We start from the raw sequence: 14891 nt of genomic DNA on the forward strand, positions 1-14891 counted from the left end.
AATCCTTACTGTTTTGGGGTACTGACGGGTTGTTGCGGGGGGCTTGGCTGTGGTTGTGAGCGTTGTGCTTTCCATCGCTCGATATTGCGCATCAGCACGGCCTCCGTCAGTCCGGACGCGGGCAATTCTGTCATCTTTTTGGCCAACTGTCCGCGCAACCACGGATCGTTGCACGCCGAGTCATGGGAAATCGCCAGGTACAGGCCAGGTTTGTCGACCGGTTGCGAGCGCGCGACCAGGTCAGCGGCCATGCCCAGTGTCTGCGCGGTCGCCATGCCCGAGTAACGCCCTGCCAGTACAAACTCGACCTCGCCCAACAGCAGTTTTTGAAAGGCCTGGGTCAGGTTGGACGTGCGCGTGAGGGTCAGTTGCTGTCCGGCAAAGGTGCTGAATTGCGGGGTCATTCGGGCCTTTTCCGACACGGCACCGGGATGGCCGTGCAGGTCCTGTGCTTCGTTGTAGACCAGTGTCGAGTCCTTGCGAGTCCAGACCAGGTAGTCGTTTTCCAGCAAGGCTGGATGGATGTAGTCCAGGGTCTCCAGCTCGCTGACGGTCAACGTCGCGTCCGCCAGCATGTCCATGCGCCCGCTGCGCACTTCGTCCAGGGCCTGGGCGCGCTTGCCGGCATAAAGCAGTTCGACCTTGAGCCCCAACTCCCCCGCCACTTGCTGCAGCAAATCGGCGCTGGCACCGATCAGGTATTTGGGATTGTGCGGGTCTTGCCACAGGTACGGCGGTGCGTCCGGGCTGCCGGTTACCACAAGGCGCTCGCATTTGCCTGCAGCGACAGACAGCGCCGGCAATAGCGTCAATCCCAGCAAGCTCCACACACAGCGCAGATCCATCGCTTCACACTCCACTCAAACTCGGTGATGCCCCCCTGTAGGAGCGAGCTTGCTCGCGATGGATTCAAAGGCACCGCGTTTATCCAGGATCAACGCGTCATCGTTAACGTCCATCGCGAGCAGGCTCGCTCCTACAGAATGAAGAGCAAAAAAAAGCCCGACCAAAAGGCCGGGCTCTTTATAAGTGAAGCAGCCGGATTAGACCAGCTTCTCCAGCTCAGGGATGGCTTCGAACAGGTCCGCCACCAGGCCGTAATCGGCCACCTGGAAGATCGGCGCTTCTTCGTCCTTGTTGATCGCTACGATCACTTTGGAGTCTTTCATGCCGGCCAGGTGCTGGATCGCGCCGGAGATACCGACGGCGATGTACAGCTGTGGAGCAACGATCTTGCCGGTCTGACCGACCTGCATGTCGTTCGGAACAAAACCTGCGTCGACCGCGGCGCGCGATGCACCGACGGCAGCGCCCAGCTTGTCGGCCAGGGCGTACAGGTGTTTGAAGTTATCGCCATTCTGCATGCCGCGACCGCCGGAAACGACGATCTTGGCAGCGGTCAGTTCCGGACGATCGGACTTGGCCAGTTCTTCGCCAACGAAGCTGGAGATGCCAGCGTCGTGGGCAGCGCCAACAGCTTCAACGGCAGCAGAGCCACCTTCAGCTGCAACCGGGTCGAACCCGGTGGCACGCACGGTGATCACCTTGACCGCAGCGTTCGACTGAACGGTAGCGATGGCGTTACCGGCATAGATCGGACGCTTGAAGGTGTCGGCGCTTTCTACCGAGATGATCTCGGAGATCTGGTCAACGTCCAGGGCAGCGGCAACGCGCGGCAGGATGTTTTTGCCGTTGGAAGTGGCGGCAGCCAGGATGTGGCTGTAGCCCTTGCCCAGCTCTGCAACCAGAGGAGCGACGTTTTCCGGCAGCTGGTGAGCGTAGGCAGCGTTATCGGCTACCAGCACTTTAGCCACGCCAGCGACTTTCGCAGCGGCTTCAGCCACGGCGCCAGCGCCCTGGCCAGCGACCAGAACGTGGATGTCACCACCGATTTTGGCGGCAGCAGCAACGGTGTTCAGCGTGGCCGGAGCCAGCACTTTGTTGTCGTGTTCAGCAATAACCAAGATAGTCATTTAGATTACCTTCGCTTCGTTTTTCAGTTTCTCGACCAGTTCAGCCACCGACTTGACCTTGATACCCGCGCTGCGTGCAGCCGGCGCTTCGACTTTCAAAGTCTTGTTGGTGGAGGCGGTGGAAACGCCCAAAGCATCCGGAGTCAGCACTTCGAGAGGCTTCTTCTTGGCTTTCATGATGTTTGGCAGAGACGCATAGCGCGGCTCGTTCAAACGCAGGTCGGTGGTGACGATCGCCGGCAGTTTCAGGGAAACTGTTTGCGCGCCGCCGTCGATTTCACGGGTCACAGCTACGCTGTCGCCGCTGATTTCGACTTTCGAAGCGAACGTGCCCTGACCGTAGCCGCTCAATGCAGCGAGCATCTGGCCAGTCTGGTTGTTGTCGCTGTCGATGGCCTGTTTGCCAAGGATCACCAGCTGAGGCTGTTCCTTGTCGACAACAGCTTTCAACAGTTTGGCAACAGCCAGGGAAGTCAGGTCTTCGGCGGACTCGACGAGGATGGCGCGGTCGGCACCCAGAGCCAGCGCGGTGCGCAGTTGCTCTTGAGCGGTGGACGGGCCTACGGAGACGACGACGATTTCAGTCGCAACACCCTTCTCTTTCAGGCGTACGGCTTCTTCCACGGCGATTTCGCAGAACGGGTTCATCGACATCTTGACGTTGGCAAGATCGACGCCGGAATTGTCCGCCTTGACGCGAACCTTGACGTTGTAATCCACAACGCGTTTGACAGCTACAAGAACCTTCATGGATTCCTCGTTACTCTCCGGTGAAAAGAAAGTCGCCTAGGCGAACCTGGCGGTTGATGCTCATCGGGCGCAAGGGCACCTCCAAAAACGCCGGCAAAGCGGTCAAGTGACCATCGCTCATGATCTGGATGACCGTTGGTCAGTGGTGACTGACGAGTCATTCAACATCGCGGCGTGTAAACTGCACATCAAACCCGCGCAGCGCATCACTCTCTACTGCCATCGCCCTGTCTTTAGAGGTGCTCTTGAAACCAACAGCCAGCCTACGGCGAGCGCAAAACCGCCCGTATCTTGACCGGAACGCCTATTCCGGTCAATACGCCAAAATGGCCGTTCATAAGGCGCGTGACTTTGATTTCTCTGGCTTTGAGCCAATTCAAACAAACGTTTGTATTGGACGCTGAGAGTGGTGTAGATATAATGCGCCACCAAAAGAGAAAGGTGGTCAATCGATTGTCCTCTTCCGGCGTTGCGCCGGAATTCATGGATGCGACACCCGACTTCCAAATTAGAAAAAAAACTGTTGAGCCTTGAGTAGGAGATAACCTGTGGAACGCGAATACATGGAATTCGACGTGGTCATCGTCGGTGCCGGCCCCGCTGGTCTTTCCGCCGCCTGCCGCTTGAAGCAGAAGGCCGCTGAAGCCGGTAAGGAAATCAGCGTCTGCGTGGTCGAAAAAGGCTCCGAAGTCGGTGCTCACATTCTGTCCGGCGCCGTGTTCGAACCACGGGCCCTGAACGAACTGTTCCCGAACTGGAAAGAACTCGGCGCGCCGCTGAACACGCCCGTCACCCGCGACGACATCTTCGTGCTCAAGAACGCTGAAAGCGCGCAGAAAATTCCAGACTTCTTTGTGCCCAAGACCATGCACAACGAAGGCAACTACATCATCTCCCTGGGCAACCTGTGCCGCTGGCTGGCCCAGCAGGCCGAGAACCTGGGCGTGGAAATCTACCCCGGCTTCGCCGCTCAGGAAGCGCTGATCGACGAAAACGGCGTGGTTCGCGGGATCATCACCGGCGACCTGGGCGTTGACCGCGAAGGCAACCCGAAGGAAGGCTTGTACACTCCTGGCATGGAACTGCGTGGCAAGTACACGCTGTTCGCCGAAGGTTGCCGTGGCCACATCGGCAAGCAACTGATCAAGCGCTTCAACCTGGACACTGACGCTGATGCCCAGCACTACGGCATCGGCCTGAAGGAAATCTGGGAAGTCGACCCGGCCAAGCATCAGCCAGGCCTGGTAGTGCACACCGCCGGTTGGCCGATGGACATCATGGGCACCGAGAACACCGGTGGCTCGTTCCTCTATCACCTGGAAAACAACCAGGTCGTGGTTGGCCTGATCGTCGACCTGTCCTACAGCAACACCTACCTGTCGCCGTTCGACGAGTTCCAGCGTCTCAAGCATCACCCGGTGCTTGCTCAGTACCTGGAAGGCGGCAAGCGCATCAGCTACGGCGCACGTGCCATCTGCAAGGGCGGCCTGAACTCGCTGCCGAAAATGGTGTTCAAGGGCGGCGCGCTGATCGGTTGCGACCTCGGTACCCTGAACTTCGCCAAGATCAAAGGCAGCCACACCGCGATGAAGTCCGGCATGCTCGCCGCTGAATCCGTGGCCGAGGCGCTGTTCGCCGAGAAGGACGGCACCGAAGAGCTGACCACTTATGTGGACGCGTTCAAGAAGAGCTGGCTCTACGAAGAACTGTTCGCCAGCCGCAACTTCGGCCCGGCGATCCACAAGTTCGGCGCCATCGTCGGCGGCGGTTTCAACTGGCTCGACCAGAACATCTTCGGCGGCAAACTGCCGTTCACCCTGCACGACACCAAGCCGGATTACGCTTGCCTCAAGCTCGCGGCCGACTGCAAGAAGATCGACTACCCGAAACCGGACGGCAAGCTCAGCTTCGACAAACTCAGCTCGGTGTTCATCTCCGGTACCAACCACGAAGAAGAACAGCCGTGCCACCTGAAGCTGGCCGACGCGAGCATCCCGATCAGCAAGAACCTGCCGCTGTACGATGAGCCGGCACAGCGTTACTGCCCGGCCGGCGTGTATGAAGTGATCACCAAGGAAGACGGCGAGAAGCGCTTCCAGATCAACGCCCAGAACTGCGTTCACTGCAAGACCTGCGACATCAAGGACCCTGCACAGAACATCACCTGGGTGGCGCCGGAAGGGGCTGGTGGCCCGACTTACCCGAACATGTAAGCCGAACCGCTGAACATCAAGGCTCCCGAAACGGGGGCCTTTTTGTTGCGTGCGATTCAGGACATAACACCGCTCCCACAGGGGATCTATTACCAACTCAGGCAGCGCGTTCATCCCCGGGATTACGCTCGAAGTACCGCTTGTACTCGCGACTGAACTGCGACGTGCTCTGATACCCCACCCGATGCGCCACCTGCGCCACACCCAGCCCCTCCCCCACCAACAACTGCTGCGCCCGCAGCAGACGCAATCGCTTCAGGTACTGCACCGGTGACAACAAGGTGCTGCGCTTGAAATGCTCGTGAAAGGTCGACGCACTCATGTTGGCGCAACTGGCCAGGGTCTCGACGTTCAACGGTTCGGTGTAATGCGCATGCAGATGACTGAGGGATGCCGCGATCCGGGCGAACTGCCCCTGCTGCTCAACCAGTGCCCGCAATACATCGGCTTGCGGACCGCGCAAGGCGACGAACAGCAACTCACGCAAACGCGCTTGCCCCATGATCTGGCATTCCAGCGGATCGTGCAGGCAACGCAGCAGCCGCTCGACACAACCGCGCATGGCGTCATCGAGTACTGCCGAGGTCATGGACTCCGGTGTTTGCGCCGGAATATGCCGCCCCGGCGCCAGGCCCATCGCCAACACCAACTCGCCCAGCATCACCCGGTCGATCGCGACGGAAACACCCAGCATCGGCCCGCTGGGCGCGGCAAAGGTTTCACACTCGAACGGCACCGGCAGCGCCTGAATCAGGTAATGCCCAGCACCATATTCCAGGGTGCGCGGCCCCAGGTACGCCAGTTTGCTGCCCTGGGCGATGATCACCAGGCTCGGCTCATAGATCTGCGGCCCACGGGCCACGTCGCAACTGGCCCGCAGAACCTGTACGCCCGGCAACGCAGTCGGGACGAAACCGTCGCGAGTGGACAGCGGCTCGATCAGCGAAACCAGGGTGGCATTGGCATCAAGGTAACGGGTCAACAGCATCGGGGCTCTTCACAAAAAAGGTCACGGAATAAGGGACGAAAGCATCATCGCAGGTCTGATTGCCAATGGGTTCGAACAGAGGCGGATGCCGGAGGAATAGGCATGACACCCGGAGGAATCGCCATGGCCGGTACAGGGGACGACGCCCAAAATGCGCCACCTCACCCGTCAGCGCTTTTGCGAGGTTCACCATGTACACCGCCATCGGATACGCCGCCCAGTCGGCCACCACTCCCCTCGCCCCCGTGAAATTCGAACGTCGCAGCCCAAGGCCTGACGACGTTGCCATCGAGATTCTCTACTGCGGCGTCTGCCATTCCGACATCCATCAGGCCCGCAACGAGTGGGGCATTGCCGTTTACCCGCTGATGCCTGGCCACGAAATCGTAGGCAAGGTGACCGCCGTGGGTGCGAGTGTCACCCAGCATAAAGTCGGCGATCTGGTTGGTGTCGGCTGCATGGTCGATTCCTGCCGCAGCTGCGAAGCCTGCCAGGCCAACCTCGAGCAATACTGCCTCGAAGGTCCGACCATGACCTACGCCACCCCGGACCGCGTGGATGGCAGCAACACCATGGGCGGCTACTCCGACAGCATCGTGGTCAGCGAGCACTTTGTGGTGCGTATCCCGGAAAAACTGCCCCTGGCCAGCGCCGCGCCGATCCTGTGCGCCGGCATCACCACCTACTCACCGCTCAAGCACTACGGCGTGAAGGCCGGTGACAAGGTCGGGATTCTCGGCATGGGCGGCCTGGGCCACATGGGCATCAAGTTCGCCAAGGCCATGGGCGCCGAGGTGACCTTGTTCACCCGTTCGGCGAGCAAGGCCGAAGAGGCTCGTCGCCAGGGTGCGGACCATGTGATCGTGTCCACCGATGATGCCCAGATGCAGGCTGCGGCCGGGCACTTCGATTTCCTGCTCGACACCATTCCGGTGCAGCACGACCTCAACCCTTACCTCGATACGCTGCGATTCGACGGCGTACATATCCTGGTGGGGTTGATCGAACCGGTGGAGCCACCGGTACATGCCGCCAAACTGGTGTTGGGGCGTCGCGTGCTCGCCGGCTCGCTGATCGGCGGCATCGCAGAAACCCAGGAAGTGCTGGATTTCTGCGCCGAGCACAACATCACCTGCGACATCGAGATGCTCGACATCCGCCAGATCAACGAGGCTTACGCCCGCATGATCGCCGGTGACGTGAAGTACCGCTTCGTCATCGACATGGCGACCTTGAAAATCTAAACCTTCAAGCCAAGCTCCGCCGACAGCCGGGCCGTGACCCCTTTGATCAGGGGAATCAGCTCGGCCATTTTTTCCAGCGGCATGTAAGGCACGGTACTGGCAATGCTGATGCCGGCGACGATGCGCTTGCTGGCATCACGGATCGGAGCGGCCACACAGCGGATCGACGGTTCGTTGTCTTCCAGGTCGAACGCATAACCGCCGGCCACATACTCGACCATGCGCTGCTGAAACTGCTCCCAGGTTTGCTCCGGGTGCTGCGGCCAGAACTGGTTTTTCCCACCCACCGGCAGGCTGACTTCGTAAAGGCGCTGCCACTCTTGCGGTGAATCATCGAGCATCAGCGCCTTGCCGATCCCGGTGCGCGCCAACGGCATGCGATGGCCGACCCGCGAACGCATTTCCGGGCCATTGCGCCCCGGATTCTTGTGCAGGTACAGCACTTCGTCGCCTTCACGGATCGCCAGGTGAATGGTGTCGCCGGTCAACGCCGACAACTCATCCAGGTACGGCCCGGCCAGGGTCACCAACGGCAGCTCTTCACGGGCCTGAAAGCCCAGTTCGATCAGTTTCGGCCCCAGCAAATAACCGACTTGCGGCACCACCCGCAGATAACGCTCGTCCACCAGGCAACTGGCCAGGCGATGGGTGGTGCTGCGCGTGGTGCCGATCAGCCGGGCGATTTCCTTGAGATCCCGGGCGCCGCTGGCCACGGCCTGGACCACACCCAACCCGCGAAGCAGGGTCTGGGTGCCGGTCGGCGCGGCGTCCTTGGCGATTTTTGGGGCGTCTTCCTGCATATCCAGCCTTTACCGTTGAGCGAGTGAACGGGCGGCATTATGGTCGCCCGCGTGCCACGACTACAACTTGATACGCTCGACCTTGCCCACCAGCAAGATGTAGGACAGTGCGCCAATCAGTGCAAGCACCGAGATATAGGTGATCGCCGGGGCAAAAGAATCACCCGTCGCGAGGAAGCCGATCACGATAGGCGTGGCAATCGCCGACAGGTTGCCGATGAAGTTGAACACACCGCCGGTCAGCCCGAGCAAGCGCGCCGGAGCCAAAGTCGATACCAGCGACCAGGTAATCGAAGCCAGGCCATTGCCGAAGAATGCCAGCGCGAGGAAGGCAATCACCAACGGCGTCGACTCGACAAAGTTGGCGCCGATGATCGAGGTGGAAATCAGCAGGCCACTGATGATCGGCAACTTGCGGGCGAAACCTACCGTGTAACCGCGACGGATCAAAAAGTCCGAGAAGAAACCGGAACACAGCACACCGATAAACGCGGCGAGAAACGGCAGCGATGCCAACAGGCCGGACTTGATGAAGTCCATGCCGCGATACTTCACCAGGTAGGTCGGGAACCAGGTGAGGAAGAACCACAGTGTCGAGTTGAGGCAGAACTGCCCGAGGTAAATGCCCCAGAGCTTGCGCTTGGTCAGGACAATCCCCAGGTCGGTCCAGCTGAATTTGGCTTTGACCCTGGCCTGTTCGGCCTGGATGTCCACCAGCCCGCCGCCCTCGCGGATCAAATCGATTTCCGCGTCATTGGCACCTTTGAAATCCCGTGGCTCGCGATACACCGCGTACCAGATCACCGCCCACACAATGCCCACCGCGCCAGTAGTGACGAACACCATGTGCCAGCCGAATTCGTGCTGCAGCCAGGCCAGCACCGGCGTCAGGAAGGCCAGACCGACGAATTGCCCGGAGGTATAGAAACCGATGGCCGTGGCACGCTCGCGCTCGGGGAACCAGGTGGTGACCACACGGCTGTTGATCGGGTACGCCGGCGCTTCCAGGGCGCCGACTGCCATGCGCAACACGAACAGCGCGATGAAGCTGCCGGCGAAGCCGAGCATCACCGTGGCCACCGACCACAGCAGCAAGGCAACACTGTAAAGGATGCGCGGTGGCACGCGATCCACCAGCCAGCCGCCGGGGATTTGCATGGCCGCGTAGGTCCAGCCGAACGCAGAGAAGATCAGGCCGACGTGGATCGGGTCGATGCCCAAGTCACTGGTCAATGCCGGGGCAGCGATGGACAGGTTGCTGCGGTCCAGGTAGTTGATCACCACGGTGATGAACAACAGCACCATGATGAAAAAACGCTTGCGGCTGGGCGTCACCAACGACGCCTGCCCGGTGAGGGTTTGCGGTTGCATGGGGGGTGCCTCTTCTTATGGTTATTGAGGTCGATTTGAAACTTCGCGCAGACCCCTTGTAGGAGCGAGCCTGCTCGCGATGGTGTGTCAGTCGACATCAGGCTGAATGACACACCATCGCGAGCAAGCTCGCTCCTACAGGGGATAAGTGGTGGATCAGGGAGTGATCACCACTCGGCAAAACTGCCATCGGCATGGCGCCAGATCGGGTTGCGCCAGCGGTGGCCGATGGTGGCGCGTTCGATCACGTATTCCTCGTTGATCTCGATGCCCAGGCCCGGGCCGTTCGGGATCTTCACGAAGCCTTTGTCGTAGTCGAACACCCTTGGGTCTTTGACGTAGTCGAGCAGGTCGTTGCTCTCGTTGTAATGGATGCCCAGGCTCTGTTCCTGGATGAACGCGTTGTAGCAAGCCGCGTCCAGTTGCAGGCACGCCGCCAGAGCAATCGGGCCCAACGGGCAATGCAGCGCCAGCGCCACGTCGTAGGCTTCGGCCATGTTGGCGATCTTGCGGGTCTCGGTGATGCCACCGGCGTGGGAGGCATCCGGCTGGATGATGTCGACATAACCTTCGCTGAGCACGCGCTTGAAATCCCAGCGCGAGAACAGCCGTTCGCCCAGGGCAATCGGCGTACTGGTCAGCGGCGCCAACTCTTTGAGCGCTTCGTAGTTTTCGCTCAGCACCGGCTCTTCGATGAACATCAGCTTGTACGGATCAAGCTCCTTCATAAGCACCTTGGCCATGGGCTTGTGCACCCGGCCATGGAAGTCGACGCCTATGCCGACGTTCGGGCCGACGGCATCGCGCACGGCAGCGACGTTGGCCAGGGCCTGGTCGACCTTGTCGAAGGTATCGAGGAATTGCAGCTCTTCGGTGCCGTTCATTTTCACCGCGGTAAAACCACGCTCGACCGCTTCTTTCGCCGCACGCGCGGTGTCCGCTGGACGGTCACCGCCGATCCACGAGTACACACGAATCTTGTCCCGCACCTGGCCACCCAGCAGATCGCTGACCGACACGCCCAGCGCCTTGCCCTTGATGTCCCACAAGGCCTGATCGATACCGGCCAGAGCGCTCATGTGGATCGCGCCGCCACGGTAGAAGCCGCCGCGATAGAGCACGGTCCAGATGTCTTCGATGTTGCGCGGGTCTTTACCGATCAGGTAGTCGGACAATTCTTCAACGGCAGCGGCAACGGTGTGGGCGCGACCTTCGACCACGGGCTCACCCCAACCGGTGACGCCCTCGTCGGTTTCGACCTTGAGGAAGCACCAGCGCGGCGGAACGATGAAGGTGGTCAGTTTGGTGATTTTCATCTTTTGGCTCTCTTATTAGATGCAGCGCGCTCGGCGCTCAATGAAGTCTCAGCGAAGGGCTTTCCAGGCAGCGACGTAGGCCTCGGCATTGGCCGACACTTGCGTAGGCGTCATGCCCGGTTTGAACAGGCCGGAACCGAGGCCGAAACCTTTGACGCCGGCGTCGATGAACGACTGCATGTTGTCTGGCGTGATCCCGCCAACCGGCGCCAGCAGGGTTCCGGCAGGCAATACGGCGAGCCAGGCTTTGACGACTGCCGGCCCCATCTGCTCGGCCGGAAACAGCTTCAGCACATCCGCGCCTTCAGCCAGTGCCGTGAAGGCTTCGGTCGGCGTGGCGACACCCGGCGACAGGTACAACCCTGCCGCTTTCGCCGCGCGCAAGACCTTCGGATCGCTATGGGGCATGACGATCACCTGGCCGCCCGCGGCTTTCACTTGCTCGACCTGCTCCGGCGTCAACACCGTACCGGCACCGATCAGGCAATCGGCGGGCAAGGTACTGCGCAGGATGCGGATACTTTCGTACGGTTCAGGGGAATTGAGCGGCACTTCGATGACGCGAAATCCGGCGGCGTACAGGACTTCGCCGATGGCCGCCGCTTCCTGCGGGCGCAGGCCACGCAGGATCGCGATCAGGCCGTTTTGCGCCAGGGCTTGTTTGAGCATGTCAGGACTCCAGTCAGGTTTAACGGGATGCGGTGCACGTGACCAGGCCGGCAGCCAACGCCAGTTGCCACAACCCGCGTTCGGTGGCCTGTTCGGCCAGGGTCACCCGGGCAAAACCGCAGGCGTCGAGCGCACGGCTGTAGCGGGCACAGAGTTGGGTGTTGCCGATGAGGATGATCGAAGGCAGATGCACACTGTTGCGTCGGCGCCGCTGGACATTGGCCACGGCCGTCAACTCGTGGCCGATCAGCAGGCCGGACAGATAGTCCGCCTGGGCGATTGCGCTCAACTCGCCGGTCAGCCCGAGACTGCGGGCGCTGAACATCGTCGACAGCAGGCCGATTTCACCGTGCGCCGACAACGCGACCTTCACGCCGCGATCAAACGCATCGCCATCGAAAGACGCGCCACATTGTTGGGTGCGTCCGAGAATGCTGTGTTGACTGAGCACGGCGAAGACTTCGCCGGTCATGAAAGTGTCGAAGTGCACGATGCAGCCGCCGGCCACTTCCACCCATTTCGAATGGCTGCCCGGCAGGCCGATCAGCAGATCAGCGCCCGCCTCGCTCGTCAGGTTTTGCAGCACGCCGAGTACCTGGGTTTCTTCGCCGCGCATCACGTTCGGCAAAGGCGAACGCTCGATGACGCCGGGCACGATGTGCACATCGACGCCGCGCCGGCTGCGCACGGTTTGCAAGGAAGTACCGAGCGTGGCGACGTTCGCCGGCGTGTCCCGGTAGGCCGCTTCGCTCCAACCCTGGGCGCTGCCGACCATGCCGCAGGCAATCACCGGCAAATCCGGCTGGGCGTCGAGCCAGTCGCCACAAGCCTCATCGAAGGCCAGTTCGAAACCATCGGCGCATTCCCGGCCGCCAATGATTCGCGGCGCTTTCGGCAGCTGCATGATCCCCGACGACAGCGAACGCTGTTCGAGCACTTGCCCGCCTTCGGCCAGTTTGTAAGCACGTAATGAGGTTGTCCCCCAGTCGAGCGCGATCAATTGCGCCTGCATCGCTTCACCTGTTTTGGTTTTTGGCAGTGAGTGAGCGGGACTATAAACCTGCGAAGGGACAAATCTCAATATATAAATATCAATCCCATATTATGAGACAAGGCAAAAAAATCGCAGCCCGAAGGCTGCGATCTTTTGGAAGCGATCAGTTACCCGCTGCAAAATCCCGCAACACCGCCCCATCCATCCGATAGCGCACCCACTCCTCCTGCGGCTGCGCGCCCAGGGATTTGTAGAAATCGATGGCCGGCGTATTCCATTCCAGCACGCTCCACTCGAAACGGCCGCAGTCGTTGGCGCAGGCGATTTTCGCCAGATGCCGCAACAGGGTCTTGCCCGCGCCACCGCCGCGTTGTTCCGGGGTGATGTAGAGGTCTTCGAGGTACAGGCAGTTGCTGCCAAGCCAGGTGGAATAGCTGAAGAAGAACACCGCGAAACCGATGGGTGCACCCTCGCGCAGGCAGATCAGGCCATGGGCTGTGGCGCCTTCGCTGAACAGGCTGCGCTCGATATCGGCAACGCTGGCGATGACTTCATGGCGGGCACGTTCGTAGTCGGCCAGTTCAGTGATGAACGCGAGGATTTGCGGTGCGTCACTGGGGGTCGCCGGGCGGATTTCGATCGTCATGGACGTGCCTTGTCAAAAGTGGAAAACGCCATACTAAGACGGCGCGGTATTTGTGGCGAGGGAACTGTCCCAACACCTGTAGGAGCGAGCTCGCTCGCGATGGTCGTTAACGATAACGCGTGCTTTCTGGATACACGCGGTGTTCTCGGGTTCATCGCGAGCAAGCTCGCTCCTACAAAGGGGGTTTACTCCGGCCGGCACTAACCCTGGAATCGATAACCTCGGACCTAATATTCGGGGTCTGCGTGGTTAGATAGACGCGCTGCTCATTTATCCGGTCAAGGAACCGCGTCATGTCTACCGCAACACCCCCAGTTTCAAGCAAGCTGTTCGGCCTTTTTTGTCTTGCCAGTTACCTGTTGTCATTGTCCTACGGCTCGACGTTTCTGCTGTCGTTGCTGATTGGTTCTCGCGGCGGTAACGAACACGACGCCGGAAGTGTGATTTCGGCGGCAATGCTCAGCACCTTTGCAGCGGTGATTGTTTCCGGTCATTTGTCCGACCTGCTCGGTGCCGCCCGCTCGGTGGCGCTGTTCGGTGTATTGCTGGTAGCGGCCAGCCTGGGCTTCGCCCTGACCCCGGGCTTCGGTCATCTGCTGTTGTTTTTCGGCCTGCTGCTGGGCTTGGGCTGGGGCGTGTTCTACACCCTGGGGCCGATCATCGTGGCAAGCCTGGTGACACCCGCGCAGCGCGCCAGATACTTCGCCCTGTTGTCCGGCAGCATGATGACCGGGATCGGCAGCGGCCCTTTGCTCGGCCGCGCGGCGAGTGCGCTTGGCTATCCGGTGACCGCGGCGTTTTACCTGGCGGCGCTGGCCAGCCTGATCGGCGTATTGCTGTTCTGGCGCCTGGATCGACAACTGAAACCGGCGCCCGCGCAATCTGGCAGCGTATCGCGAATTTCCTGGCGTGCAGCGGGTCAGGTGCTGTCGTCCAGGGCCGTTTTCCCGATCATCATGGTTGGTCTCGGCGGCTGCGTGTTCGGTGGTCTGTCGAGCTTTCAAACCAGTTATGCCGCAGCGCGCTCGCTCGACTATTCGCTGTTCTTCCTCGGCTTCATGAGCGCGGCGATCAGCGGCCGCATGCTGGTTGCCGGTTTCGTGGTCAAGCGCGATCCATTGCGTGCATCGTGCCTGCTTTCGGGGCTGATGCTGGCATCGATCGTGATGTTCGGTGTTGTCGTCGACAGCAGCGTCAGCTACGTGCTCGCGGCGGTGATGCTCGGGATCGGTTACGGCCTGACCTACTCGGTGATCAACGGCCTGGCCGCCAATGAAGCGCCGAACGGCACCACCGCACAATCCTTGCTGCTGTTCAGCCTGTCGTACTTCATCGGCGTGTTCGGATTTCCATTGCTGGCAGGGAAAATCATCGTCGAGCAAGGCATGCCCACGCTGTTGCTCACGGTGTTGGCGGTTGCCTCGCTCAACTGGCTGATCACCGTGGGCCGCTTGATCTGGCGTAGAGCCACAGCGGTCAGGGCACTGCAGGAGGCCTGAGCCGTTCGTCGCTGACAATGCACCCATCCGGATCGAGGGCGGACTAATCAGGTAAGGACTCTACTCGCTGGAGACACCACCATGACCCTGTCCAGGTTGACCGCCCTCGTTCTCACTGCCCTTTTATCCGCCGCCTCCTTCGCCGGAACCATCGGCTCGAGCACCGGCCCGACCAATCCGGTGGAAAAACCCAGGGCTCCCGCCATCCAGAGTGCCCCCGGCATGAACACCGATGGCACGACGATCGACCAAAACCTGCCGCCCGCCACCGGCACCGACCCGCGGATTCAAGGCAACGACGCGGGACGTCAGGGCGGGACGAACCTGCCGGACAAAAAAACACCCGGCAGTGGTGGCCTCGGTTCAAGCACCACCGAGGACGAGGAAAGCCATTTGAGAGAGTAATGAAGCCAGGAGAAATCCCATGC

The 14891-nt window shown here is 60.7% G+C and carries 14 protein-coding genes; 4 read left to right on the top strand and 10 right to left on the bottom strand.

Annotated elements, in window-relative coordinates; translation table 11 throughout:
- Positions 1 to 5 precede the first annotated feature (5 nt).
- The 3 genes from PSJE_RS10090 to PSJE_RS10100 form a co-directional block, all read right to left on the bottom strand.
- On the bottom strand, positions 6 to 845 hold the full coding sequence (locus PSJE_RS10090) for a substrate-binding periplasmic protein (protein ID WP_090457176.1): 840 nt from the start codon (positions 843 to 845) through the stop codon (positions 6 to 8).
- Between the two features lie 198 nt (positions 846 to 1043).
- Positions 1044 to 1973: an electron transfer flavoprotein subunit alpha/FixB family protein gene (locus PSJE_RS10095; protein ID WP_008004325.1), complete on the bottom strand. Its 930-nt coding sequence runs from the start codon at positions 1971 to 1973 to the stop codon at positions 1044 to 1046.
- Positions 1974 to 2723, bottom strand: coding sequence for an electron transfer flavoprotein subunit beta/FixA family protein (locus PSJE_RS10100; RefSeq protein WP_015093946.1), 750 nt, complete (start codon positions 2721 to 2723; stop codon positions 1974 to 1976).
- 548 nt (positions 2724 to 3271) lie between these two features.
- Here PSJE_RS10100 and PSJE_RS10105 point away from each other — a divergent pair.
- Positions 3272 to 4936: an electron transfer flavoprotein-ubiquinone oxidoreductase gene (locus tag PSJE_RS10105; RefSeq protein WP_057713739.1), complete on the top strand. Its 1665-nt coding sequence runs from the start codon at positions 3272 to 3274 to the stop codon at positions 4934 to 4936.
- A 97-nt stretch (positions 4937 to 5033) separates the two neighbouring features.
- Here PSJE_RS10105 and PSJE_RS10110 read toward each other — a convergent pair whose 3' ends face one another.
- Positions 5034 to 5924 carry an AraC family transcriptional regulator gene (locus tag PSJE_RS10110; RefSeq protein WP_057713738.1) on the bottom strand — a complete coding sequence of 297 codons (891 nt, stop codon included), beginning with the start codon at positions 5922 to 5924 and terminating at the stop codon, positions 5034 to 5036.
- A gap of 191 nt (positions 5925 to 6115) precedes the next feature.
- Here PSJE_RS10110 and PSJE_RS10115 point away from each other — a divergent pair, with 191 nt between their 5' ends.
- A complete protein-coding gene (locus tag PSJE_RS10115; protein ID WP_057713737.1) occupies positions 6116 to 7168 on the top strand; it encodes an NAD(P)-dependent alcohol dehydrogenase in 1053 nt (350 codons plus the stop codon).
- Here the strand turns inward: PSJE_RS10115 and PSJE_RS10120 are convergent.
- The 6 genes from PSJE_RS10120 to PSJE_RS10145 all read right to left on the bottom strand — a co-directional run bounded on the left by PSJE_RS10120 (position 7165) and on the right by PSJE_RS10145 (position 12964).
- Positions 7165 to 7968 carry an IclR family transcriptional regulator gene (locus PSJE_RS10120; RefSeq protein ID WP_057713736.1) on the bottom strand — a complete coding sequence of 268 codons (804 nt, stop codon included), beginning with the start codon at positions 7966 to 7968 and terminating at the stop codon, positions 7165 to 7167. The two genes, PSJE_RS10115 and PSJE_RS10120, sit on opposite strands and share 4 nt — an antisense overlap.
- Positions 7969 to 8028: 60 nt before the next feature.
- The gene (locus tag PSJE_RS10125; RefSeq protein ID WP_057713735.1) at positions 8029 to 9339 is read right to left on the bottom strand and encodes an MFS transporter; all 1311 of its coding nucleotides are present in this window, start codon (positions 9337 to 9339) and stop codon (positions 8029 to 8031) included.
- 167 nt (positions 9340 to 9506) lie between these two features.
- Positions 9507 to 10655, bottom strand: coding sequence for a galactonate dehydratase (dgoD, locus tag PSJE_RS10130; RefSeq protein ID WP_090457177.1), 1149 nt, complete (start codon positions 10653 to 10655; stop codon positions 9507 to 9509).
- Positions 10656 to 10703: 48 nt separating this feature from the next.
- On the bottom strand, positions 10704 to 11324 hold the full coding sequence (locus tag PSJE_RS10135; RefSeq protein ID WP_090457179.1) for a 2-dehydro-3-deoxy-6-phosphogalactonate aldolase: 621 nt from the start codon (positions 11322 to 11324) through the stop codon (positions 10704 to 10706).
- Positions 11325 to 11343: 19 nt separating this feature from the next.
- On the bottom strand, positions 11344 to 12336 hold the full coding sequence (locus PSJE_RS10140) for a 2-dehydro-3-deoxygalactonokinase (protein ID WP_090457181.1): 993 nt from the start codon (positions 12334 to 12336) through the stop codon (positions 11344 to 11346).
- 145 nt (positions 12337 to 12481) lie between these two features.
- Entirely contained in the window at positions 12482 to 12964 is a 483-nt protein-coding gene (locus PSJE_RS10145) for a GNAT family N-acetyltransferase (protein WP_057713732.1), read from the bottom strand.
- Between the two features lie 293 nt (positions 12965 to 13257).
- Here PSJE_RS10145 and PSJE_RS10150 point away from each other — a divergent pair, with 293 nt between their 5' ends.
- Both PSJE_RS10150 and PSJE_RS10155 read left to right on the top strand, forming a co-directional pair.
- On the top strand, positions 13258 to 14463 hold the full coding sequence (locus PSJE_RS10150; protein WP_090457183.1) for an MFS transporter: 1206 nt from the start codon (positions 13258 to 13260) through the stop codon (positions 14461 to 14463).
- Between the two features lie 81 nt (positions 14464 to 14544).
- Positions 14545 to 14868 (top strand): hypothetical protein, encoded by a 324-nt coding sequence (locus PSJE_RS10155; RefSeq protein ID WP_057713730.1) that lies wholly within the window; start codon positions 14545 to 14547, stop codon positions 14866 to 14868.
- Positions 14869 to 14891 lie beyond the last annotated feature (23 nt).

The organism is Pseudomonas jessenii (assembly GCF_002236115.1).
In the GTDB taxonomy this organism is placed as follows: Bacteria; Pseudomonadota; Gammaproteobacteria; order Pseudomonadales; family Pseudomonadaceae; genus Aquipseudomonas; species Aquipseudomonas jessenii.

What these genes read in the sequence shown, in the direction of transcription:
- PSJE_RS10140 (WP_090457181.1), bottom strand. Translation starts at nt 12,336, where the DNA reads ATGCAGGCGCAATTGATCGCGCTCGACTGGGGGACAACCTCATTACGT.
- PSJE_RS10090 (WP_090457176.1), bottom strand. Translation starts at nt 845, where the DNA reads ATGGATCTGCGCTGTGTGTGGAGCTTGCTGGGATTGACGCTATTGCCG.
- PSJE_RS10135 (WP_090457179.1), bottom strand. Translation starts at nt 11,324, where the DNA reads ATGCTCAAACAAGCCCTGGCGCAAAACGGCCTGATCGCGATCCTGCGT.
- PSJE_RS10095 (WP_008004325.1), bottom strand. Translation starts at nt 1,973, where the DNA reads ATGACTATCTTGGTTATTGCTGAACACGACAACAAAGTGCTGGCTCCG.
- PSJE_RS10155 (WP_057713730.1), top strand. Translation starts at nt 14,545, where the DNA reads ATGACCCTGTCCAGGTTGACCGCCCTCGTTCTCACTGCCCTTTTATCC.
- PSJE_RS10125 (WP_057713735.1), bottom strand. Translation starts at nt 9,339, where the DNA reads ATGCAACCGCAAACCCTCACCGGGCAGGCGTCGTTGGTGACGCCCAGC.
- PSJE_RS10100 (WP_015093946.1), bottom strand. Translation starts at nt 2,723, where the DNA reads ATGAAGGTTCTTGTAGCTGTCAAACGCGTTGTGGATTACAACGTCAAG.
- PSJE_RS10150 (WP_090457183.1), top strand. Translation starts at nt 13,258, where the DNA reads ATGTCTACCGCAACACCCCCAGTTTCAAGCAAGCTGTTCGGCCTTTTT.
- PSJE_RS10110 (WP_057713738.1), bottom strand. Translation starts at nt 5,924, where the DNA reads ATGCTGTTGACCCGTTACCTTGATGCCAATGCCACCCTGGTTTCGCTG.
- PSJE_RS10145 (WP_057713732.1), bottom strand. Translation starts at nt 12,964, where the DNA reads ATGACGATCGAAATCCGCCCGGCGACCCCCAGTGACGCACCGCAAATC.
- dgoD (WP_090457177.1), bottom strand. Translation starts at nt 10,655, where the DNA reads ATGAAAATCACCAAACTGACCACCTTCATCGTTCCGCCGCGCTGGTGC.
- PSJE_RS10120 (WP_057713736.1), bottom strand. Translation starts at nt 7,968, where the DNA reads ATGCAGGAAGACGCCCCAAAAATCGCCAAGGACGCCGCGCCGACCGGC.
- PSJE_RS10115 (WP_057713737.1), top strand. Translation starts at nt 6,116, where the DNA reads ATGTACACCGCCATCGGATACGCCGCCCAGTCGGCCACCACTCCCCTC.